General features: G+C 70.0%; 19 protein-coding genes. 12 read left to right on the top strand and 7 right to left on the bottom strand.

What is annotated here, in order from left to right:
- Window positions 1-287: 287 nt before the first annotated feature.
- The 3 genes from ABR738_RS36770 to ABR738_RS36760 all read left to right on the top strand — a co-directional run bounded on the left by ABR738_RS36770 (window position 288) and on the right by ABR738_RS36760 (window position 1,796).
- Window positions 288-689 (top strand): SH3 domain-containing protein, encoded by a 402-nt coding sequence (locus ABR738_RS36770; protein WP_350234342.1) that lies wholly within the window; start codon window positions 288-290, stop codon window positions 687-689.
- Window positions 690-807: 118 nt separating this feature from the next.
- Window positions 808-1,206, top strand: coding sequence for a hypothetical protein (locus tag ABR738_RS36765; protein ID WP_350234341.1), 399 nt, complete (start codon window positions 808-810; stop codon window positions 1,204-1,206).
- Window positions 1,207-1,250: 44 nt separating this feature from the next.
- The gene (locus ABR738_RS36760) at window positions 1,251-1,796 is read left to right on the top strand and encodes an RICIN domain-containing protein (protein ID WP_350234340.1); all 546 of its coding nucleotides are present in this window, start codon (window positions 1,251-1,253) and stop codon (window positions 1,794-1,796) included.
- A gap of 228 nt (window positions 1,797-2,024) precedes the next feature.
- On the opposite strand, the gene ABR738_RS36755 is transcribed toward ABR738_RS36760, so the two are convergent.
- From ABR738_RS36755 to ABR738_RS36740, 4 genes are all read right to left on the bottom strand, one after another.
- Window positions 2,025-2,825: an inositol monophosphatase family protein gene (locus ABR738_RS36755; RefSeq protein ID WP_350234892.1), complete on the bottom strand. Its 801-nt coding sequence runs from the start codon at window positions 2,823-2,825 to the stop codon at window positions 2,025-2,027.
- 38 nt (window positions 2,826-2,863) lie between these two features.
- Window positions 2,864-3,712 carry a dioxygenase family protein gene (locus ABR738_RS36750; protein WP_350234339.1) on the bottom strand — a complete coding sequence of 283 codons (849 nt, stop codon included), beginning with the start codon at window positions 3,710-3,712 and terminating at the stop codon, window positions 2,864-2,866.
- A 162-nt stretch (window positions 3,713-3,874) separates the two neighbouring features.
- Window positions 3,875-4,792, bottom strand: a complete 918-nt coding sequence (locus ABR738_RS36745; RefSeq protein ID WP_350234338.1) for a helix-turn-helix domain-containing protein — start codon at window positions 4,790-4,792, stop codon at window positions 3,875-3,877.
- A 190-nt stretch (window positions 4,793-4,982) separates the two neighbouring features.
- Window positions 4,983-6,080: an SMI1/KNR4 family protein gene (locus ABR738_RS36740; protein WP_350234337.1), complete on the bottom strand. Its 1,098-nt coding sequence runs from the start codon at window positions 6,078-6,080 to the stop codon at window positions 4,983-4,985.
- Between the two features lie 519 nt (window positions 6,081-6,599).
- Between ABR738_RS36740 and ABR738_RS36735 the strand changes: the two genes are divergently transcribed.
- Window positions 6,600-7,835 (top strand): acyl-CoA dehydrogenase family protein, encoded by a 1,236-nt coding sequence (locus ABR738_RS36735; RefSeq protein WP_350234336.1) that lies wholly within the window; start codon window positions 6,600-6,602, stop codon window positions 7,833-7,835.
- Between the two features lie 101 nt (window positions 7,836-7,936).
- On the top strand, window positions 7,937-8,395 hold the full coding sequence (locus ABR738_RS36730; RefSeq protein WP_350234335.1) for an RrF2 family transcriptional regulator: 459 nt from the start codon (window positions 7,937-7,939) through the stop codon (window positions 8,393-8,395).
- A gap of 61 nt (window positions 8,396-8,456) precedes the next feature.
- Here the strand turns inward: ABR738_RS36730 and uvrA are convergent, their stop codons facing one another.
- A complete protein-coding gene (gene uvrA / locus ABR738_RS36725; protein ID WP_350234334.1) occupies window positions 8,457-10,934 on the bottom strand; it encodes an excinuclease ABC subunit UvrA in 2,478 nt (825 codons plus the stop codon).
- Window positions 10,935-11,113: 179 nt separating this feature from the next.
- On the opposite strand from uvrA, the gene ABR738_RS36720 reads away from it, so the two are divergent.
- The 7 genes from ABR738_RS36720 to ABR738_RS36690 all read left to right on the top strand — a co-directional run bounded on the left by ABR738_RS36720 (window position 11,114) and on the right by ABR738_RS36690 (window position 19,454).
- Entirely contained in the window at window positions 11,114-12,274 is a 1,161-nt protein-coding gene (locus tag ABR738_RS36720) for a mandelate racemase/muconate lactonizing enzyme family protein (protein WP_350234333.1), read from the top strand.
- Window positions 12,271-13,284 carry a zinc-dependent alcohol dehydrogenase gene (locus ABR738_RS36715; RefSeq protein WP_350234332.1) on the top strand — a complete coding sequence of 338 codons (1,014 nt, stop codon included), beginning with the start codon at window positions 12,271-12,273 and terminating at the stop codon, window positions 13,282-13,284. The genes ABR738_RS36720 and ABR738_RS36715 overlap by 4 nt, the downstream gene beginning before the upstream one ends.
- Window positions 13,285-13,366: 82 nt before the next feature.
- The gene (locus tag ABR738_RS36710) at window positions 13,367-14,353 is read left to right on the top strand and encodes a hypothetical protein (protein WP_350234331.1); all 987 of its coding nucleotides are present in this window, start codon (window positions 13,367-13,369) and stop codon (window positions 14,351-14,353) included.
- Window positions 14,353-15,468, top strand: coding sequence for a multiple monosaccharide ABC transporter substrate-binding protein (gene chvE, locus ABR738_RS36705; protein WP_502964200.1), 1,116 nt, complete (start codon window positions 14,353-14,355; stop codon window positions 15,466-15,468). The genes ABR738_RS36710 and chvE overlap by 1 nt, the downstream gene beginning before the upstream one ends.
- A gap of 32 nt (window positions 15,469-15,500) precedes the next feature.
- Entirely contained in the window at window positions 15,501-17,021 is a 1,521-nt protein-coding gene (gene mmsA / locus ABR738_RS36700; protein WP_350234329.1) for a multiple monosaccharide ABC transporter ATP-binding protein, read from the top strand.
- A gap of 5 nt (window positions 17,022-17,026) precedes the next feature.
- Complete coding sequence (gene mmsB / locus ABR738_RS36695) at window positions 17,027-18,262, top strand: multiple monosaccharide ABC transporter permease (RefSeq protein WP_350234327.1); 1,236 nt, start codon at window positions 17,027-17,029, stop codon at window positions 18,260-18,262.
- A gap of 37 nt (window positions 18,263-18,299) precedes the next feature.
- Window positions 18,300-19,454, top strand: coding sequence for an aldose epimerase family protein (locus ABR738_RS36690; protein ID WP_350234326.1), 1,155 nt, complete (start codon window positions 18,300-18,302; stop codon window positions 19,452-19,454).
- Between the two features lie 55 nt (window positions 19,455-19,509).
- On the opposite strand, the gene ABR738_RS36685 is transcribed toward ABR738_RS36690, so the two are convergent.
- Complete coding sequence (locus ABR738_RS36685; RefSeq protein ID WP_350234324.1) at window positions 19,510-20,352, bottom strand: SMP-30/gluconolactonase/LRE family protein; 843 nt, start codon at window positions 20,350-20,352, stop codon at window positions 19,510-19,512.
- Window positions 20,349-21,119 carry an IclR family transcriptional regulator gene (locus tag ABR738_RS36680; RefSeq protein WP_350234323.1) on the bottom strand — a complete coding sequence of 257 codons (771 nt, stop codon included), beginning with the start codon at window positions 21,117-21,119 and terminating at the stop codon, window positions 20,349-20,351. Before ABR738_RS36680 ends, ABR738_RS36685 begins: the two co-directional genes overlap by 4 nt.
- Window positions 21,120-21,291: the final 172 nt, after the last annotated feature.

The raw sequence follows: 21,291 nt of genomic DNA, 5'->3' as shown, positions 1-21,291 counted from the left end.
AAGCATCGATCCCGCACAAGGCCCGACAACGATATCCGCACGACGGGTGCGGGTGTCGCACGCCGCAGGTAATTGTCCGGTTTCGAGCGCTCCGCAGATCAGGATCGTGGCTCATACCCCCGAGTGCTGGAGCGGACGGAAGCGCGCCGCACGTAACTCGCTCTCCCTTGCCCTCCCTTGCCCCTGTTGCCTGCCCTTGCCGTGCCCGCCCGCGAGGGGCACTCATACGGACCGGGAACGCGCCACGTCCGCTCTGTGACGACAAGTCACCGAGCGAGGAGATGACGATGACGAACACCCTGCGCGCGGCGGCGCGTTCTCTGCGGCGCGCGATCCCGGCCGGCGCCGTCGCGACGGCCGCCGCGCTTCCCCTCATGCTTCCCACCTCGGCCCAGGCGTCCCCGTCGGACGCCCAGGTGTACGTGTGGGCGACCGGCGTGAACGTACGGGAATGCGCGGGTACCTCGGCGAGCTGCCCGCCGATCGGTCACGCGCAGATCGGCAAGCGGTGGGTGACGGCGTACTGCCAGCGGCAGAGCACTGAGGTGGTGGACGGGCCCTATCGGAACAACTGGTGGGTACAGGTGAACGCCGGCGGCCCGATCGGCTGGATCAGCGCGGTGTACGTGCGCGGCGGCGACAACGATCAGCCGGTACCCGGCCTGTCCACCGACTCCGACTGCCGCTGAGACCGAAGAACGGTGGCGCGGCCGCTCATACGAGGGGTCCGTGGACACCGTCTCCCGGATGACGAGTCACCACCGTCCACCGAAACCGAGAGGGGCACCCGCTGTGTCCTCGAAGTCCATGACCCGAATGTTCTCCTTGCGGGCGCTGTGCGCCACCCTGCTCGGCCTGACCGCCGCGCTGGGCCTGATGGCGGCTCCCGCGCAGGCCGACATCAAGACGTCAACCGTCCACATCTGGGCCAGTCAGGTACGTGTACGTGAGTGTTCGAACACCTCCTGCGGACTGGCCTCGCAGGAGCGGCTCACCAACGTGAACGTGCAGGCGTTCTGCCAGCGGTGGGACGGGCGCGTCTCCGACGGCCCCTATTACAACCACTACTGGGTCGAGATCGTCACGCCGGGCGGGTGGCTGGGCTGGGTGAGCGCCGTGTACGTCAGCGGCGGCTCCAACGACGGCCCGGTGCCCGGCGTGCCGGTCGAGACCAACTCCGGCCCCGTGTACTGCGAATACCCGTGACCGGGGAGTACGGACCGGCAACCGCACCACTGAAAGGGAACATCGTGAACGTCCAGCACCTGATGTCCGGACGGCGGCTGCGCCAGACGGCCGTCGCCCTCGCCTCCGCCGCGTGCCTGAGCACGGCAGTGGTCGGCGTCGCAAGCGCGGACGAGCCATCGTCCGAGATCAGCCGGGTCGCCGCGGCGAGCGCTGTCGCCCCGTCGAGCGCCGTCTCACCGGCGGCGGTCGAGCACTTCGGCAACATGGCTACCGGCGGCTGCCTCGACGACAGCTTCCCGTACGGCTTCCGGGGGTTCGGCTGCAACAACAGCGACTTCCAGAACTGGAACGTACGCATCTGGCAGGAGGACGGCACCCGCCAGTTCCGCAACGTTTCGACCGGTCGCTGCATGTACGGCGGGGTGGGAGCCGGGAGCCACCCGTACACCACGGCCTGCGACTCCTCCAAGCAGCAGAGCTGGTGGGTGTACGCGCGGGGCGACCAGGTGAGTTTCGAGAACCAGGCCACCGGCCTGTGCCTCGACGACAGCGAGTACGGGCTGCGCATGATGGCCTGCACCCACAACCGCAACCAGACCTGGCGCTGACCGCGCGCCGGAGGCCGGCGCCGAGGGATGGACGGGGGTCATCCCTTCGGCGCCGGCTGTCGCACCTCCGGGCCAGACCGGCGACCCACACTTCCCCCGCGACGGAACGCCCGGTTCAGTTGAACTCCTCGGTGGTCCTCGGCGTCTCTCGTGATCAGCAGATCCGCCACTGATGGGACCTTCCCGACACCAACGCCCGGTCCCGGCGAAACCCATGCGGTCACAGCACTACCTTCGGCTACGCATCATCGACATGAGCAATCCGTGAGTCTCGTCGTCGGCCGCGACCACGAGCCCACGGTCCGTCTCATGGATCGGGGCGCCGTCGATCCCGGTGACTACGCAGCCGGCGGCCCGGCACAACGCGATGCCTGCCGCGAAGTGCACGCTCCTGGAAAGGCCGCCGCCGTCGGTGACATACGCGGCGCGCTTGCCGGCGGCGACCCAGGTCAGCGCCAACGTCGTGGACACGACCCGAGGCCGGAACCGTTCGACGAACTCAGGCCGGCCCAGCAGATCCACGGCCCGGAAGCCGGGCGCACTCGGGAACGGTGGATCCAGGTTGACATCCACCAACCGGGAAGCGGGCGACGGCCTCAACGGAGTGTCGTCGGCCCCGTCACGTCGTACCCAGGCAGTCTCCCCGTCGGTGAAGAAAATCTCCCCGCTGAACGGATCGGCCACCGCCGCCGCCCCGCCGAGCAGCGCCACGTTGACGGCCACCAGCATGTTGCCGACGGCGTAATTCAGCGTGCCGCACAGAGGATCCACCAACCACTGGCGCGCGGCGTCGACGGCGCCCCGCCGGCCGCCTTCCTCGCCGAGCACCGCGTCATCGGGGCGGGCGGCACGGATGACGCCAAGGATCCTTGCCTCGGCCTCCACATCGGCGGTGGTGGCGAAGTCCCCGCCACCCTTGTCGACGCGGTCCAGCCGCCGGCCGTACAGGTCGCGGATCACGTCCGCGCCGGCCCTCGCCCCGGCTGTCGCGACCGCGGCGTCGTCGAAACCCGCGTATGAGTTGATCACGCCATGCAGACTATCGAGACGAGGCCGCCGCTCCGGCGTCAGTCGCGCTGCCAGAGGGCTGGGACGTTCGGCGGCTCCCATCCGGTGATGGCGGTGTGGGCCTGGAGGCAGCGGTACGAGGAGCCGCCGTAGGTGACCACGTCGCCGGCACGGTAGGACGTGCCCGCCGTCCAGGTGCCCGACGGGGGTGTGGTGGGTGGGGTGGTGGGCGGGTTGGTGGGGCCTTGGGGCGCGTCCAGCACGAAGTCGTACGTGCCTTCCCGTGCGGGGCCGACCTGGCGGACGTTCATGAGCAGACGCGCGTCGAAGATGGTGTCCGTGCTGTTGCGGGGTTCCCCGGGGAAGTACAGCTGGGTGGTGATGATCGGCTGGCCGGGGGATTGCAGCTTGACGTGGATGTGCCGGGTGCGGCCCGGGTAGAGCCCGGGCACGATGGTGGTCAGGCTGAACGCCCCCTGATCGGTGCTGAATTGATGGCCGCGGAACGCGTACCCGGTGTTGTCGTAGTCGCCGTTGTCGTCGGCCTGCCAGAAGTCGAGGAGGGCTCCGGCGATCGGCCGGCAGGTCCGGCTGAAGACGTATCCGGTGACCGTGAGGCGGGTGCCCGGGGTGCTGTCGGTGATCAGTGAGGCGCGCAGCGGGGAGTTGGGTTTGAAGTAGGGGCCTTCGATCTGCTCGATGGTCGTCTCGTCCCCGTCATGGCACTGCGGAGTCACCTCGAGGGGCCTGGTGGCCGTGCCGCGGTCGCGGGCCAGGGCCACTCCCCCTCGGACCAATAGGGGGGCCGCGCTCAGTGCGGCAGCGGCGCGTAGTACCGCTTTGCGGCTGATCCGGGGGGACTTGGCGCTTTCGGCGGGTCCTTCGAGCGGCTTTTCGTCAGCAGGCATCGCAGGTCTCCTGTGGGAAGGGGGCGGGGCCGGGGTGCTGCGCGTCGGCCGTCCGGACCTGTAGTCGTGGAGCGGCGCGCCACACGGCAGGAGCCGCCGCAGGGCGGTCGTGGCCCCTGCCAGTAGGACGGCGGGCCGGGCCGCCTGCGGCCTGCACTCACGTTATGAGCCGCCCCCACCGGCGGCGATGGACTCGATCCGGGGATCATGGTGATTTCCTCCGGCGCCGGACCGGAACGTGCCGGGCGACATGCCGGTTTCCCTCCGGAAGAACCGGCAGAAGTACGCGGGGTCGCGAAATCCGACCGCTGCGGAGACCTGACGTATGGTCAATTCCGTTGCCATCAGCAGCCGTTTGGCCTCCAGGGTGCGGCGCAGACGGATCAGACCGCCCGGGGTCAACCCCGTGGCCTGCCGCACCGACGCCTGGAGGTGCCCCGGGGAGATGCGCAGCTCTTGCGCGTACGAGTCGACCGATCGGCGAGTGCCGCCCGGGAGTTCGAGGAGCCGGGTGAAGTCTGCCGCCACCTCCGTGGCCCGGTCGCGCGGAGTGGCCTCCACGCCGGGTGGGCAGGTTCGCAGGGCTCGTACGATGAGGATCTGCAAACTGGCGCGCAGGAGCAAGGGGTAACCGGGCAGCAGGGCTCGGTACTCGGCCTTCATGTCCGCCAGGAGTGCTTCGATGGGCCCTGACTGGTCGCCAGGGCAGTGCCCTGGTTCGGCCGACAGTGTGCGCAGCGACGTCACATTCTGCGACCGGGAGGGCAGAAAGTCCTCGTTGAACAGAACCACTTGGCCGGTGAGCTCTTCGGCGTCAACCCAGTGGTGCACTTGGCCGGGAGCAATGACGCACAACTGCGGTGGGTGCAGTGGGCGGTGCACGGAATCCAGTACATGGGTACCCCGGCCGCCCGTGACGTAGACGATCTCGTAGAAGGTGTGGCGGTGCGGGAAGTTGGCGCGTGACAGCGCTCCGATCGTGTCGAACGTGCCGATGGCGAAGGGCAGTAGATGCGGCAGAGGGACGTCCAGGCGATGCAGCGGGATTTCGAAGCGTCGGGTGTGGTGTGGCTCCTCCATCCCGGCAGTCTGGGACAACGCTCCCTGTCAGGTCCAGACCAACGGCGTCATGCGGCCGAAGTGGCGCGAATAGCTGGCGCAGCATCCGTACCGGGCCCGGCCGGGCAGCGGCGTTTGACGGTCAGGCCGCCGCCCAAGGAACAAACGAAGTCCCCCCGCACAGGTCGGAAGAAGAGGAGGCCAATCCAAGCTAATCCGATCCGCGGCGGCCGTTGATGACGGCGCGTACGGCTCGGTCGCCGCGTGGGTCGGCCATCAGCCGGGCGATGTCCCACCAGCGCAGGAGCAACGCCGGATAGTGCGGCAGAACCGCCTCCATGAAATCCCGGTTGAACCGTGCGCGGACGCTTTCATGGCGCAGGGCGGCACTGATGTCGTCCAGGGACGGCGGAACGTGGCGGACGGCGGGCGGCAGCGCGGCCTCGTACTCCGGCGCCAGCTTGTGGCCCGGCTGGGCCATGATGTTGCCGCCCAGCGCGTCGGCGACCTCGTCCTCCAGCTCGTTCTGGACCTGCACGCAACGCTCCCACCAGCGGTCCCGAAAAGCGCCCAGGGACTCCAGGTCGGCCAGATCGGCGGCGTCGCGCTGTTCGTCGAACTCCGCGCGCTCATCACTGGGCAGAGCTGCCCGGATCGCGCCGAGAGTCTTCGCGGGGTGGCGCGGCGGAGCCTCGCCGAGGTGGCCCACCCACTGGTCGGCGCCCTCATCGTCAGAAGGTGGTCCCCACACCAGGGCGCCGCCCCGCATGCCGGGCTTCTCCGGACCGGCGGCCGCCAAGGGCGCTTCCAGGCTGACCGCCATGAGCTCCAAGTAGGCGGGCAGCGACTCGTACTCCTTCTCACGCTCGCCGTACGTGCCCCACCGGCACACTTCCCCAGTCCCCCCGTCCAGGTAGAGGCCGGTGCCGGTTTCGTCAAAGCGGGAGGAGCAGAACGGTATCCACGACGGCTTCCACAGCACCAGGGGACTCTCGTCCTCGCCGTACTCCTCCTGGGACCGCATCTGGATCTGGTGGGCCTCGATCACAGCGTCCAGCGGCATCAGGGTCCAATCGCCCAGCATGACCCCCGTACCCCGCACGCCGTCCTCGCCCGCAGAGAGCCGCCACAGCGCCTTCAACTCCTGCGGAACGCTCACGCCGAGGGTCGCTTCCAGGGCCGCGATCTCGTCATCGCGGGCGCCGGGTCTGAGCGCCGCGTACGACGGCGGCGCGTACTCGGCCAGCCATTCCACGATCCTGCTCCATGCCCGGGTGACGCGCACATCCGCTGGTGTGTCAGGGGTCATGGTCACCACGTTCGCACGATGTCCCGGCTCAGCACTCAGCGGGGCTCGAACTCGTCGCGGGAGCCGTCCGCCGTCGATACTCCAATTGCCGTCAGTAACCGCTCCGTTGAGGTCCCCTCACGGCGCCGACAGCCCGGCCTTGGCGCTTTCCGACAGCCGCACCGCAGGGCGGCGCGCGTTTCCAGCGCCACTGCGGCTCCGTCGGCCGGCCCGCCACGACGTCCGGCGACAGAACCTCCCTTGCCTGCGTCCCCCATATTTCCCATCGAATTACTAGGAAATCGTTGACGGCCCGCCCGGCCGGTGCGCAGGATGGGCGCATGGGCCCCACGCAGCAGCGACTCATACGCCGTCGGCACGTCGACTTCGGTCGCGTCGTCAGCGTCGCCTGTCCCACGTAGGGGCGCGCCGCTCACACGTCCGCGCCGAGACCACGCCTCAACGGCCCTGGCGCACCTACCCGCGCGGCTCGCGGGCCCAACTCCCCTCCCCGCCGCCAACCTTGAGGAGACCACCGCCATGGGCGTTGCCACCGCGCCGTCCGTACCCGTCTCGGAATTCGACCGGAACGAGCCCAGCCGTACGCACTGGCAGCGAGTGGCCCGTGAGAGCGCGGACGACCTGGCCACGGACGCGGTGGCCAGGGAGCAGGCGGGCCGGGCCCCCTTCGACGAGGTGTCCCGGCTGCGGGAGGCGGGGCTCCTGACGCTTCTCGTCCCGCGCGAGCTCGGGGGCGGCGGCGCCGACTGGCCGACGGCCTACGCCGTCGTCCGGGAGATCGCCGCCGCCGACGGCGCGGTCGGTCAACTGCTCGCCTGTCACTACTTCCTGTCGTGGAGCGCCCGGTTGTTCGCCGAGCCGGCCCGCGCCGCCGAGATCGAGCGGAGGACCGTGGCGGAGCGGTGGTGCTGGGGCGGCGGACTCGGGCGCCAGGAGCTGCCGCTGACACTGACCAGGAAGGCCGGCGGCTATGTGCTGGAGGGCCGCCAGAGCTATGCCACCGGCGTCCTGGTCGCCGACCGCCTCGCGGTGCGGGCCGAGCGGGCCGACACCGGACAGCCCTTCGCCGTCGTCGTCGATGCCACCCGTCTCGGCGTGCGGATCGACGAGGAGGCCGACACCTTCGGCCAGCGGCTCGCGGCCGGCGGGACCGTGGAGTTCGACGCCGTACCGGTCACGGCCCGCGACGTGCTGGGCTCCCTGTCGGCGGACGAGGACGTCCTGTCACCCCGGGCCGCCCTGTCCTCGCCGGTGGGGCGGCTCCTCTCGGTCCAGCTCCTCCTCGGCATGACCGAGGGGGTGCTCGCCGAAGCACGTGATTACAGCAGGGCGGGCCGCTCCACCTGGCACCCGGACTGGCCGGTCGGCTCCCCCCAGGACCCGCAGGTACTGACCACCTACGGAGAACTCACCGTCCTGGCCCGCTCCGCGGCGGCCCTCGCCGATGAGGCCCTGAAGGCCGTGTGCGGTGGGCTGGCTCGCGGTGACGAGCTCACCTACGACGAGTACGCGGAGGTCTCCGTCCTCGTGGCCGTGGCCGAAGCCGCCGCCTCCAGGGCGGCGCAGGAGTCCACCGCCCGCGCTCTGGACATCATCGGCGCCCGCTCCGTCTCCTCGCGCCTGGGCTTCGACCGCTTCTGGCGCAACGCACGGGCCCACACGCTGTACGAGCCCGTCAGCCACCGGCTCCGCGACGTCGGGGACTACTTCCTCAACGACGCCCACCCGCCGTTCGTCCTGCCCCTGAGACCCTGACCGACGTCAGGGCGGCGTCGTACGGGCCGCCGGCAACAGCGCTCGGACGCTTCGGCCACCTGCCCCGGACGCACACGCGAGCCACACGGAATACTGAGCTCATGAGGATTTCAGCCAGGGCCGACTACGCGGTACGCGCCGCCTTGCAGCTCGCCGCGTCACCGGATGCCGGGCCATTGAAGGCCGAGGCCATCGCCGACGCCCAGAGCATCCCGCACAAATTCCTCGAAAGCATCCTCAACGACATGCGCCGGGGCGGTCTCGTGCTCAGCCGGCGCGGCGGCAACGGCGGCTACCGGCTGGCCAGGGCCGCCGCGTCCATCAGCATCGCCGACGTCATCCGCGTCGTGGACGGTCCGTTGGTCTCGGTACGCGGTGTGCGCCCGCCGGAACTGTCCTACACCGGCCCCGCCGAGTCACTGCTCCCCCTGTGGATCGCCCTGCGGTCCAATGTGCGCGAGATCCTGGACGGTGTGTCCCTCGCCGATGTCGCCACGGCTCAACTGCCCGCGTCCGTATCGGAGTTGGCCGACTCTCCGGGAGCCTGGGTGAACCCCTGAAAGGCGGTGTGCCGCCCCGTGCCCTCTGCCCACCCCGTTCCCTCTGCCCGTCGCGCCGCCGTCAGGGGCGCGCGAGCCGGGCCGCGAGATAGGGCGCGGTGACGCTGCGGCGGGCCCTGGCCACCTTGGCCGGCGGGCCCGCCGCGACCACCCGGCCGCCGGCGTCGCCGCCGCCCGGTCCGAGGTCGATCACCCAGTCGGCGGTGGCGATCGTGTCCAGGTCGTGCTCGACGAGGACGACCGTGTTGCCGGCGTCGACGAGCCGGTGCAGCTGGCGCAGCAGCAGCGCGACGTCCGCGGGGTGCAGCCCCGCCGTGGGTTCGTCGAGCAGGTAGAGCGCGTGCCCGCGCCGAGCGCGTTGCAGTTCGGTGGCGAGTTTGACGCGTTGCGCCTCGCCACCACTGAGCTCCGTGGCGGGCTGGCCAAGACGCAGATACCCGAGCCCCACCTCGCGCAGTGTCTCCAGACTGCGCGAGGCGGCCGGGACGGCGGAGAGGAATTCGGCGGCGGCGTCGACGGACAGCGCCAGCACCTCCGCGATGTTCTTGCCCTGGTAGGTGACCTCCAGTGTTTCGGTGTTGTACCGGGCGCCCCGACAGGTGGGGCACGGCGCGTAGGTGCCCGGCAGGAACAGCAGCTCCACCGCGACGAAGCCCTCGCCCTGGCACGTCTCGCACCGGCCGTCGGACACATTGAAGGAGAACCGCCCGGCCGAGTAGCCGCGCGCCCTGGCCTCGTCCGTCGCCGCGTACACCTTGCGCACCGCGTCGAACAACCCTGTGTACGTGGCCAGGTTGGACCGGGGAGTCCGGCCGATGGGCCGCTGGTCGACCAGCACAAGACGGTCGAACGACTCGACCCCCGACGCGTCCTGGACATCGACCTCGAGGCGCGCCTCGTCGGGCTCGTCGGGCTCATCGGGTGCGAGTCCGAGGTGCCCGCGGACGACCTCGGCGAGCACCTGGCTCACCAGGGTCGACTTTCCCGAGCCGGAGACGCCTGTGACCGCCGTCAGCACGCACAGCGGTACGTCGAGGGACACATCGCGCAGATTGTGACGCGAGACGCCGCGCAGACGCAGCCAACCCTGCGGTGTCCGAGGGCGATGATCAAGCGGTTGGGCGCGCCCGAACAGGTACTGACTCGTGGCCGAATCCCCGACCCGCTCGAGCCCGGCGACCGGGCCGCTGTACAGCACGCGGCCCCCGCCCTCGCCGGCGCCCGGGCCGATGTCGACCACCCAGTCCGCCCGCCGTACGACGTCCATGTCGTGCTCCACGACGAACAGCGAGTTGCCCGCCGCCTTGAGGCGGTCCAACACGTCGAGCAGTGGTTGAGCGTCGGCCGGGTGCAGGCCGGCGGAGGGTTCGTCGAGGACGTAGACGACGCCGAAAAGACCCGAGCGCAGCTGGGTGGCGATCCGCAGGCGCTGCGCCTCGCCGGGCGACAGGGTGGTGGAGCGGCGCCCGAGACTCAGGTATCCAAGGCCCAGGTGAAGCAGTACGTCGATGCGCGCGACCAGATCGCCGCAGATGCGGACCGCGACCTCGGTGGTCTCCCCGGACCGGGCGGTCGACGTGGATGCGTCGGCCCTGGCGCGCCTCGCGACGGGCCGCAGCGATGCCAGGACCTCGGCGAGCGGCATCGCGTTGATCTCGGCGATGGAACGTCCGGCGAAGGTCACGGCCAGCGCCTCGGGCCGCAGTCCGCTGCCGTGGCACCCGGGGCAGGGAACACTCCGGACGAACCGGAGCGCCCGTTCACGCGTCTTCTCGCTCTTGGAGTCGGCGAGCACATGCATGACGTGCTTGCGCGCGCTCCAGAACTTGCCTTGGTAGCCGTAGTCGACGCGCCCCTCCTCCGGCTCGACGTACACGGAGGGCTGCTCGTCCGTATACAGCAGCCAGTCCCTGTCCTTCTTCCTGAGCCTGCGCCACGGTCGGTCGATGTCGATCCCCAGGCCGTTGACGACGCTGCGGAGGTTGGCGCCCTGCCAGGCGCCCGGCCACGCGGCGATCGCCCCTTCCCGGATGCTCAGCGAGGAGTCAGGGACGAGCAGGTCCTCGGCGACATCGTGCACGACGCCGAGCCCGTGGCACTGCGGGCAGGCGCCGGCCGCGGTGTTGGGGGAGAACGACTCGGCTTCCAGCCGTGCGGCGCCGGGCGGATAGGTGCCGGCCCGGGAGTACAGCATGCGCAGCAGATTGGAGAGCGTGGTGAGGGTGCCGACCGTCGAACGTGAGCTGGGCGACCCGCGTCGCTGTTGCAGGGCCACGGCGGGTGGCAGCCCGGTGATCTCCCGCACGTGCGGTGCGCCGGCCTGCTGCAAAAGCCTGCGGGCATACGGTGCCACGGACTCGAAGTAGCGCCGCTGAGCCTCCGCGTAGAGCGTGCCGAAGGCGAGCGAGGACTTGCCCGAACCGGAGACACCGGTGAAGGCGACCATCGCGTCTCGCGGAACGTCGACGTCGATGTTCCGCAGGTTGTTCTCCCTGGCCCCCCGGACCTGCACGAAAGGGCTGCGCGCGTCCTTGTTCACCCCTCCTGATTACCTGATCGCGCCGGGAACCGCGCGACGGACGCCGTCATGTGCGGAGCGCGGCGGTTCCTGCGCGACCCATTGACACTTCCGGCCGCGCATCACTACCGTCGCGCCAGCATTTCGAACGTGTGACGACATTTCGAACGTCACAGACAGCGGCCTCGGGAGCAACTGCCTTGCGAATCACGGGAATCAGCACCCATGTAGTCGGAACCCCCTGGCGTAACCTCACCTATGTACAGGTCCACACGGACGAGGGCCTGACCGGCGTCGGCGAGACCCGCATGCTCGGTCGCACCGACGCCTTGATCGGCTATCTCCGCGAAGCCGAGGCCAACCACATCGCGGGCTCCGACCCGTTCGCGATCGAGGACCTGGTCCGGCGGATGAAGTACGGCGACTACGGGCGGGCCGGCGAGATCGTGATGTCGGGCATCGCGGTGGTGGAGATGGCCTGCTGGGACATCAAGGGCAAGGCGCTCGGCGTCCCGGTGTGGGAGCTGCTGGGCGGTCGGGTGACCGACCGGGTCAAGGCGTACGCCAACGGCTGGTACACCACCGAGCGCACACCGGAGGCCTACCACAAGGCGGCGGCCGCCGTCGTGGAGCGGGGTTACCGGGCACTGAAGATCGACCCGTTCGGCACCGGCCACTTCGAGCTCGACCGTCAGCAGTCGTTGTACGCCGTCTCGTTGATCGAGGCGGTACGCGACGCCATCGGGCCGGACACCGAGCTGATGCTGGAGATGCACGGCCGGTTCTCGCCCTCGACCGCCATCCGTCTCGCCCACGAGCTGGCGCCGTTCGAGCCGGCGTGGCTCGAGGAGCCGGTCCCGCCGGAGAACCTCAAGGCACTGGCGAAGGTCGCGCAGAAGGTCGACATCCCGCTGGCGACCGGCGAACGCGTCCATGACCGGATCGAGTTCCGCGAGCTCTTCGAGTCGCAGGCCGTGGACATCATCCAGCCGGACGTCGGCCACCTCGGCGGCATTCTGGAGACCAGGAAGCTCGCGGCGACGGCGCAGACGCACTACATGCTGGTCGCGCCCCACAACGTGGGTGGTTCGGTCCTGACCGCGGCCTCGCTCCACGTCGCGGGCTGCACGCCCAACTTCAAAATCCTGGAGCACTTCAACGACTTCGCGGACGCGCAGATCAAGGAGGTGGTCATGGGCGCCCCCCAGGTGGTCGACGGTTACTTCGAGCTGCCCCAGGGGCCGGGGCTCGGTGTGGAGCTCGACGTGGACGCGGCGGCCGAATTCCCCCAGCAGCAGGCCCGGTTCGACCTGTGGGCCGAGGGCTGGGAGAAGCGCGACCCCTGCGGTGCGCGGCGATGAGCAGTCGCGCCATCGTGGTCGACGCGCCGGGCAGCCACCGCCTGGTCACCGGTCCGCGCCCCGAGCCAGGTCCCGGCGAGGCCGTCGTGCGGGTCGCGGCCGCCGGGATCTGCCTGAGCGACCGCGAAGTGTACGAAGGCCGCCGCGCCCCCGGTTACGTGCGTTATCCGCTCACCCCCGGCCACGAGTGGTCGGGAACGGTGGAGGCCATCGGGGCGGGTGTCGATCCCGGGCTGGTGGGGCGCGGGACGGTCGCCGAGGGCTTTCGCAGTTGCGGGACCTGTGAGCGGTGCCGCTGCGGCGAGACCTCGCTGTGCGACGCCGCGTACGCCGAGACCGGCTTCACGCATCCCGGCGGCTTCGCCGACCACGTGGTGGTCCCGGCCCGGCTGCTGCACCCGCTGCCCGACGGCGCGGACCTGCGCGCGGCCGCCCTGCTCGAACCGGCCGCCGTGGTCGCCGCCGCCGTACGGGCCGGGGCACCGGAGGCGGGCGAACGGATCGCCGTCGTGGGGGCGGGCACGCTCGGCCTGCTCGCCGTCCAGTTCCTCGCCGGGTACTCGCCCGTGGAACTGACGGTGATCGACCCCCGCCTCGAACGGGCCGAACGGGCCCGCGCCATGGGCGCCACCGAGGCCCGCGCGCCCGAGCGGTCGGCCGATGTACGCGGCCGCTACGACCTGGTCGTCGAGACGGCCGGAGCGCCGTCCACCGCCGCCGATTGCTGCCTGCTGGCCCGGCGCGGTGGCCGCGTGGTCCTGACCGGGATGTTCGCGGCGGGCGCCCGGGGAATCGACCCGGCGCACCTGTCGGTCAGCCAGCTCACCGTGCGCAGCGTCTTCGGGGCGTCCCGCGCCGCCTGGTCCTTCGCCGTCCGGGCGTACACAGCGGGGCGGATCGATCCGGCCGCGCTGATCACCCACGAGTTCCCGCTTGACCGGTACGCCGATGCCCTCGCGCTGGTCGGTGGCGGGGACCCCGCCACCGGAAAGGTCCTGCTGCGCCCCTAGGCGCGGCTTCATGCCCCATGGCCCGAACCTCGTTCGAGATATCGAACCTTCTCGCCCACCGCTCACGCAAGGAAGCCCGCCTGTGACCGACACATCAGCCCCCTGCCCCCAAGAGACGCGGCCCCGCCGCCCCGGCGAGCGGGCCCTGACGGCGCTCGGCCTCGCCGCGCCCGCCGACAACCCCGCCGACTCCTCTCCCCACCTCTTCCCCGACGGCGGTGCCTGGCGCACCGAGATCCCCTCGGTCGAGGGGCCCGAGGCGCTGAGTGTCGTCCTCAAGGAGTCCACCCGCCTGGATGTGCCCGTGCACCGCGTCAGTCAGGGCAGCGGAGTGTGGATGCTCACCGATGCGGAGATCACCGACATGGCCGGGGCATGTGCGGCACGCGGTATCGAGCTCTGCCTCTTCACCGGCCCGCGTGGCACCTGGGACACCGGCGGCTCCACGCGCACCGGCTCCGGCGGCGCCGGACTGCGCGCCCGGGGCCACGACGCGCTCGCGGGATGCCTCGAAGACGCCCTGCGGGCAACGGAGTTGGGAGTTCCCTGCCTGCTCGTGGCCGACGAGGGCGTGCTGTGGACACTGCACCGGCTGCGCGAGCAGGGGCTGCTGCCGGCGGACACCACGCTCAAGGTCTCGGCGCTGATCGGCCCGGTCAACCCCGCATCGGTCTCGGTGTACGAACGGCTCGGCGCGGACTCGGTGAACGTCCCCTCGGATCTGACGGGCCATCATCTCACCGAGATCCGCCGGGTGTCGGGGGTGCCGCTCGACCTGTACATCGAGGCGCCTGACGACCTCGGCGGATATGTGCGCATGTACGAGACGGCCGAGCTGATCCGCAGGGCCGCTCCGCTGTATCTGAAGTTCGGCCTGTCCAGGGCGCCCGGCATCTACCCGTACGGCGCGCATCTGCGGGACACCGCCCTGGAAACGGCGCGCGAACGCGTGCGCCGGGGCCGCCTCGTGCTGGACCTGCTCGCCCGGCACGGCGCCGACGGCGGCATCTCCCCGCTCGGCTCCCGTCTGCCCGGCCCCCTCAACCGCTTCTCCCTCCAGAAGGACTGATGACCATGCGCCACACCCGCAGAGCAGCCCTCGCCCTCCTCGCCGGCTCCCTGGCCCTCGCGCTCACCGCCTGCGGCCAGAGCGGCGACGGCGGCAGCAAGGACACCAAGAAGGGCGGCAAGGGCTCCACCATCGGCATCGCCATGCCCACCAAGTCCTCCGAGCGGTGGATCAACGACGGCGACAACATGGTCAAGCAGTTCCAGGCGCTCGGCTACAAGACCGACCTCCAGTACGGCGAGGACAACGTCGACCAGCAGGTGGCCCAGATCGAAAACATGATCACCAAGGGCGTCGACGTACTGGTGATCGCGGCCATCGACGGCCGGGCCCTGAGCGACGTCCTCAAGCAGGCCGCCGACCAGCACATCGAGGTGATCTCCTACGACCGGCTCATCCTCGGCACACCGAACGTGGACTACTACGCCTCCTTCGATAACGAGAAGGTCGGCGTGCTCCAAGCCACCTACATCCTCGACAAGTTGGGCCTCAAGAACGGCAGCAAGAAGGGGCCGTTCACCATCGAGCTGTTCGCCGGATCACCGGACGACAACAACACCCGCTACTTCTTCCAGGGCGCCATGAAGACGCTCCGGCCCTACCTCGACAGCAAGCAGCTGGTGGTACGGAGCGGGCAGATCCAGCTCAACCAGGTGACCACGCTGCGCTGGGACGGCGCGACCGCGCAGAAGCGCATGGACGACCTGCTGACCAAGGCGTACTCCTCGGCGCGCGTGGACGCCGTGCTGTCACCGTACGACGGGATCTCCATCGGCATCCTGTCCTCGCTGCGTTCCGGCGGATACGGGACGGCCGCGAAGCCCTACCCCGTCGTCACCGGGCAGGACGCCGAAGTGGCATCAGTGAAGTCGATCATCGCCGGCGATCAGACCCAGACCGTCTACAAGGACACCCGGGCGCTCGCCAAACAGGCCGTGCAGATGGCCGACGCCGTCCTGAACCACAAGACCCCCGAGGTCAACGACACCAAGACGTACGACAACGAGAAGAAGGTCGTGCCCTCCTTCCTGCTCAACCCCGTGAGCGTCGACAGGTCCAACTACCGGTCGGTGCTGGTGGATTCGGGATACATCAAAGCGAGCGCCCTGAAGTGAGTGCCCCTGCCCCGGAGGCGCCGGTCCTCCACATGCGCTCCATCGTCAAGACGTTCCCGGGGGTCCGGGCCCTGTCCGACGTCTCGCTCACCGTCGCAGCCGGTGAGGTCCACGCCGTGTGCGGAGAGAACGGCGCGGGCAAGTCGACCCTGATGAAGGTCCTCAGCGGCGTCCATCCGCACGGGAGTTACGAGGGCGACATCCTGTTCCAGGGCGAGCCGTGCGCCTTCAAGGACATCCGGGCGAGCGAGGCGCGCGGCATCGTCATCATCCACCAGGAGCTCGCGCTCATCCCCTACCTGTCGATCGCCGAGAACATCTTCCTCGGCAACGAGCACGCCACCCACGGGGTGATCAGCTGGAACGAGACGCTGAAGCAGGCCGCCCGGCTCCTGAAACGGGTGGGTCTGAACGAGCACCCGGGAACCAGAGTCGCGGACATCGGCGTGGGCAAGCAGCAGCTGGTGGAGATCGCGAAGGCCCTCTCCAAGAAAGTCGGACTGCTCATCCTGGACGAGCCGACAGCCGCCCTCAACGACGAGGACAGCTCCCATCTCCTGCGCATGATAACGGAGTTGAAGCAGCAAGGCATCACCTCGATCATCATCTCGCACAAACTCAACGAGATCGCCGCCGTCGCCGACTCGGTCACCGTCATCCGCGACGGGCGCACCATCGAAACCCTGGACGTGAGGGATCCCGCCACGACCGAGGACCGGATCATCCGGGCCATGGTGGGCCGCGATCTCGACCACCGCTTCCCCCAACGGACGCCGTACGGGGGCGATCCGGGCGCCCATCCGGCCCTCGAGGTGCGGCACTGGACCGTGCACCACCCCATCGACCAGCAGCGCAAGGTCGTCGACGACGTCACTCTGCGGGTGAACCGAGGTGAGATCGTCGGCATCGCGGGCCTGATGGGCGCCGGCCGCACCGAACTCGCGATGAGCGTGTTCGGCCGCTCCTACGGGCGGGGCATCAGCGGCACGGTGCACAAGGACGGCCGCGAGATCCGCACCCGGACCGTGCCCGAGGCGGTCGGCCACGGCATCGCGTATGTCACCGAGGACCGCAAACAGTACGGCCTGAACCTCATCGACAACATCGCCCGCAACATCACCAGCGTCGCCCTCGGCAAGGTGTCCCGGGGCCAAGTGGTCGACGAGCACGAGGAGCGCCGGGTCGCGGAGTCGTACCGCGGGTCCATGAACATCAAGGCGCCCACGGTCTTCGAGCAGGTGGGCCGGCTGTCCGGCGGCAACCAGCAGAAGGTCGTGCTCAGCAAATGGATCTTCGCGGATCCCGATGTGCTGATCCTCGACGAGCCGACCCGGGGCATCGACGTGGGTGCCAAGTACGAGATCTACACCGTCATCGACCAGCTCGCGGCTCAAGGCAAGGCCGTCGTCTTCATCTCCTCCGAACTCCCCGAACTGCTCGGCATGTGCGATCGCATCTACACGATGGCGGCCGGCCGGCTCACCGGTGAGATCGCGCGGGCGCAGGCGACCCAGGAAGTGCTGATGCGCCACATGACCACGAACAAGAGGTAGTCGCCATGGGTCCGGTCTCCACCGACACCCCCCGGAGCGCCCCCTCGGCGCCCGGCTCCCCGCGTCCGGCCCCCGGTGCGCTGCTGCTTGCCGCGGCGCGCCGCAACATGCGCCAGTACGGCATGCTGGTCGCGCTCGGCCTGATCGTCGTGCTGTTCCAGATCTGGACCGGCGGGGTGCTGCTCAAGCCGAACAACGTCACCAATCTGGTCCTCCAGAACAGTTACATCCTCGTCCTCGCCATCGGCATGATGATCGTCATCATCGCCGGCCACATCGACCTGTCGGTCGGCTCGCTCGCGGCCTTCGTCTCGGCGGCCTGTGCGGTCATGATGGTCGAACACCATGTGCCCTGGGTGCTCGCCCTGGCCGTGGCGCTGCTCATCGGGGCGCTCGCCGGCGCCTGGCAGGGCTTCTGGATCGCGTACGTCGGGATTCCGTCGTTCATCGTCACCCTGGCCGGGATGCTGCTCTTCCGCGGCGGCACCCAGATCCTGCTCGGTTCGCGCTCGCTCGGCCCGTTTCCCGACGGCTTCCAGAAGATATCCACGGGCTACCTCCCGGCGCTCGGGCCGGACACCAACTACCACAACCTGACCCTGCTGTTGGGCCTGGTCCTGATCGCCGTCGTGGTGGTCCAGGAGTCGCGGTCGCGGCGACGCCAGCGGGCGTACGCACTCGATGTGCTGCCCCGGGGCCTGTTCGTCGCCAAGCTGGTGGCGATGGTCGCCGCCGTACTCGCGTTCACGATGACGCTGGCCAGCTACCGGGGTGTGCCGGTGGTGCTGCTCCTGCTCGCGGCGCTGCTCATCGGCCTGGGCTTCGTGATGCGCAACGCGGTCGTCGGGCGCCATGTGTACGCGCTGGGCGGCAATCAGGCGGCGGCGAAACTGTCCGGCGTCAAGGACAAGCGGGTCACCTTCCTGGTCTTCGTCACCATGGGGGTGCTCGCGGCGCTGGCCGGTGTCGTCTTCGCAGCCCGTCTGAACGCGGGCACCCCCAACGCGGGCGTGAACTTCGAACTGGAGGCGATCGCCGCCTCGTTCATCGGCGGCGCCTCGATGAGCGGCGGCGTGGGCACGGTGTTCGGCGCCATCATCGGCGGCCTGGTCCTCGGCGTACTCAACAACGGCATGTCACTGGTCGGCGTCGGTTCGGACTACCAGCAGGTCATCAAGGGGCTCGTGCTCCTGGCCGCGGTGGGCTTCGACGTCTACAACAAGCGCAAGGTCGGTTCGTGAGTCCTTCCGATTACCCTCTCCTCGAAGGAGTCGCACCATGAGCACCAGCAGACGCACCGTACTGGCGGCAGGCGCCGCTGTCGGACTGGCCACGACTGCCCTGGGCGCCACCGCCGCCCACGCCGCAGCCCGCCCCTCCCCCTCCAGGAAGCACTTCGGCACCCTGGCCGACGGCACAGCGGTGGACGTCTGGAGCGTCGCCAACGGCGGTATCCGGCTCCAGGTCCTGTCCTACGGCGGCATCATCCACTCACTCGAAGTCCCGGACCCGGGCGGTCACTTGGCGAACATCGCGCTCGGCTTCGACAATCTGGCGGACTACGTCGACAAGAGCCCCTACTTCGGCGGGCTCATCGGAAGGTACGGCAACCGCATCGCCGCGGGCCGCTTCACTCTCGACGGCCACACGTATCAACTCCCGCTCAACGACGGGGCGAACAGCCTGCACGGCGGCACCCGGGGCTTCGACAAGCAGATGTGGCACGTGGAGCCGTTCACCCGCGGCTCGGACACCGGCCTCGTCCTGACCCGGACCTCGCCGGACGGTGAGATGGGCTACCCGGGCACCTTGCGGGTCCGCGTCACCTACACCCTGACCGCGCGCGGCGCCTGGCGGATCGACTACGAGGCGACGACCGACCGGCCGACCGTCGTCAACCTCACCAGCCACACCTACTTCAACTTGGCGGGCGAGGGCAGCGGTCCGGTGGAACACCACACCTTGGAAGTGGCGGCCTCACGCTTCACACCCGTCGACGCGGGCCTCATCCCGACCGGCGAACTGGCCCGGGTCGCGGGCACGCCCTTCGACTTCCGACGCGCCAAGCCGGTAGGACGCGACATCCGCGAGGGCCACCAGCAACTGGTCCGCGCCAAGGGCTTCGACCACAACTGGGTACTCGACAAGGGGATCACGTCCGCGCCGCGCCACGCCCTCACCCTCAGTGAACCGACCTCGGGCCGCGTGATGCGGATGTACACCACCGAGCCGGGCCTCCAGTTCTACAGCGGCAACTTCCTGGACGCCACGCTGGTGGGCACGTCGGGCCGCGCCTACCGGCAGGGCGACGCCCTGTGCCTGGAGGCCCAGCACTTCCCCGACTCCCCCAACCAGCCGTCGTTTCCGTCGACGGTGCTGCGCCCCGGCACGACGTACCGGACCTCGACGGTGCACTCCTTCTCGACGCGCTGAGCACAACCGTGCGCCCCGCCGGATTCCGGTGGGGCGCACGGTATTTGACGGCTAGTCAGCCCGCGAAGGCGAAGCCCGGCAGCCCTCGTCCCGCGCCCGGGAGCACCAGCACCGACCCCGCGAGGGGATGCGGGGCGCTCTGCCCGACGCGGGCGGTGGTGATGTACAGGTCGGTGAGGTCCGGGCCACCGAACGCGCAGGCGGTGGGGCAGCGCACGGGCAGGGGGACGGCCAAATCGAGGGTGCCGTCCGTCGCGTACCGCCGGACCGCGCCGCCGCCCCACAACGCCACCCAGACGCCGCCCTCGCCATCCACGGCGAGCCCGTCGGGATGTCCGGCGGTCGCGGGTATGGCGGCGAACGGCCGCCTGTCGTGGGCGAGTTGGCCGTCGAAGTCGAAGACGTCGATGCGTCCGGTCGGGGTGTCGATGTAGTACATGAGCCGGCTGTCCGGGCTCCAGCCGATGCCGTTGCTCACGCTCGCGTCGCCCAGGACCTCGGTCGCCGTGCCGTCCGGGGCGATCCGGGACAGTGAGCCGCCGCCCGGCGCCTCGTCGTACCGCATGGTGCCGGCCCACAGCGCCCCGTCGGGGGAGACTGCCGCGTCGTTGGCGCGCCGTCCCGCGACGGGGTCGCGCACCAGCCAGCTGAATCCGCCGTCGGGACCGTACAGTCCCACTCCGTCCCGCAGGTTGACGACCAGACCGCCACCGGCCCTCGGCTTCGCCGCGCCGACGTGCTGTTCGGTGGCCATGACGGTACGGCGGCCGTCACTGGTCGCGTAGGTGTGGATGCGGGAGGAGAGGATGTCGACCCAGATCAGCCGCCCGGTCGCGGGGTCCCAGGTGGGCCCCTCCCCCAGTACGGCCGCTTCGCGGACCGCGAGTTCCCATCTCATCGCATCCCCCGGTGGCCCAGGCGTTCGGACAGGTCCGCCGCGCCCTTCTGGGCGAGCTCGGCCAGCTCCACCTCCCGCCGCTCGCTCCACCTGACCATCGGCACGGAGACCGACAGCGCGGCGACGACCCGCCCCGCGCCGTCCCTGACCGGCGCGGCCACACAGCTCACGTCCGGATTGGACTCCTGGTGCTCGACGGCGACACCCCGGGCACGGATCCCGTCGAGAGCGGTGCGCAGGGCGGCGGGGTCGGTGATGCTGGCGGGGGTCATGGCGGCGAGTTCACGCCCGGACAGGCGCGCGTCGAGTTCGGCCTCGGGCAGCGCGGCGAGCAGCATTTTACCGACGGAGGTGCAGTGGGCGGGGAGCCTGCGGCCGGCGGCCGAGACCATGCGGACGGCGTGGGTGGAGTCGACCTTGGCGATGTAGATGACGTCGGCGTCCTCCAGGATCGCGACGTGGACGGTCTCGTCGCAGGTCTCGGCGACCTCGCGTGCCACCTGTTGCCCCTCGGCGGCGAGGTCGAGTTGTTCGGCGTAACGGCTGCCGAGCTGATAGGTGCGCACACCGAGGCGGTAGCGGCCGGGCTGCTCGGGCACGGGCGCGAGGTAGGAACGCGCGGACAGGGTGGTCAGCAGCTCATGGACGGTGGTGCGCGGCAGCCCCAGCCGACGTGTGACATCGGGCGCGGAGAGGCTGCCCTCGCTCTCCAGAAAGAGTTCGAGGACGTCCATCGCCCTGGTCACCGCGGGAACCAGTCGGCCCATGCTCGGCCACCCACCCTTCGTGTTCGAAACTACGATCATCGACCGACATGACGAACACAGGCTATCCACTGCGGTGTTGGCCCGGCAATGGCCCCGGTCGGGGATCCCCCGCCCGGCCCAGGCCCCGGCTTCGGCCCGGGACCCGGGCCGAAGCGGGTGGGTCGTGCCGCGG

Source organism: Streptomyces sp. Edi4 (assembly GCF_040253615.1).
GTDB lineage: Bacteria > Actinomycetota > Actinomycetes > Streptomycetales > Streptomycetaceae > Streptomyces.
Note: the sequence above shows the minus strand (reverse complement) of the source record. Positions and strands in the feature narration are given on the sequence as shown.

Excerpts from the sequence above, each read along its gene's own strand:
- ABR738_RS36770 (WP_350234342.1), top strand. The coding sequence starts at position 288 with ATGACGAACACCCTGCGCGCGGCGGCGCGTTCTCTGCGGCGCGCGATC.
- ABR738_RS36765 (WP_350234341.1), top strand. The coding sequence starts at position 808 with ATGACCCGAATGTTCTCCTTGCGGGCGCTGTGCGCCACCCTGCTCGGC.
- ABR738_RS36750 (WP_350234339.1), bottom strand. The coding sequence starts at position 3,712 with ATGCCTGCTGACGAAAAGCCGCTCGAAGGACCCGCCGAAAGCGCCAAG.
- ABR738_RS36745 (WP_350234338.1), bottom strand. The coding sequence starts at position 4,792 with ATGGAGGAGCCACACCACACCCGACGCTTCGAAATCCCGCTGCATCGC.
- ABR738_RS36740 (WP_350234337.1), bottom strand. The coding sequence starts at position 6,080 with ATGACCCCTGACACACCAGCGGATGTGCGCGTCACCCGGGCATGGAGC.
- ABR738_RS36735 (WP_350234336.1), top strand. The coding sequence starts at position 6,600 with ATGGGCGTTGCCACCGCGCCGTCCGTACCCGTCTCGGAATTCGACCGG.
- ABR738_RS36730 (WP_350234335.1), top strand. The coding sequence starts at position 7,937 with ATGAGGATTTCAGCCAGGGCCGACTACGCGGTACGCGCCGCCTTGCAG.
- ABR738_RS36715 (WP_350234332.1), top strand. The coding sequence starts at position 12,271 with ATGAGCAGTCGCGCCATCGTGGTCGACGCGCCGGGCAGCCACCGCCTG.
- chvE (WP_502964200.1), top strand. The coding sequence starts at position 14,353 with ATGACCATGCGCCACACCCGCAGAGCAGCCCTCGCCCTCCTCGCCGGC.
- mmsA (WP_350234329.1), top strand. The coding sequence starts at position 15,501 with ATGCGCTCCATCGTCAAGACGTTCCCGGGGGTCCGGGCCCTGTCCGAC.
- mmsB (WP_350234327.1), top strand. The coding sequence starts at position 17,027 with ATGGGTCCGGTCTCCACCGACACCCCCCGGAGCGCCCCCTCGGCGCCC.
- ABR738_RS36690 (WP_350234326.1), top strand. The coding sequence starts at position 18,300 with ATGAGCACCAGCAGACGCACCGTACTGGCGGCAGGCGCCGCTGTCGGA.
- ABR738_RS36685 (WP_350234324.1), bottom strand. The coding sequence starts at position 20,352 with ATGAGATGGGAACTCGCGGTCCGCGAAGCGGCCGTACTGGGGGAGGGG.
- ABR738_RS36680 (WP_350234323.1), bottom strand. The coding sequence starts at position 21,119 with ATGGGCCGACTGGTTCCCGCGGTGACCAGGGCGATGGACGTCCTCGAA.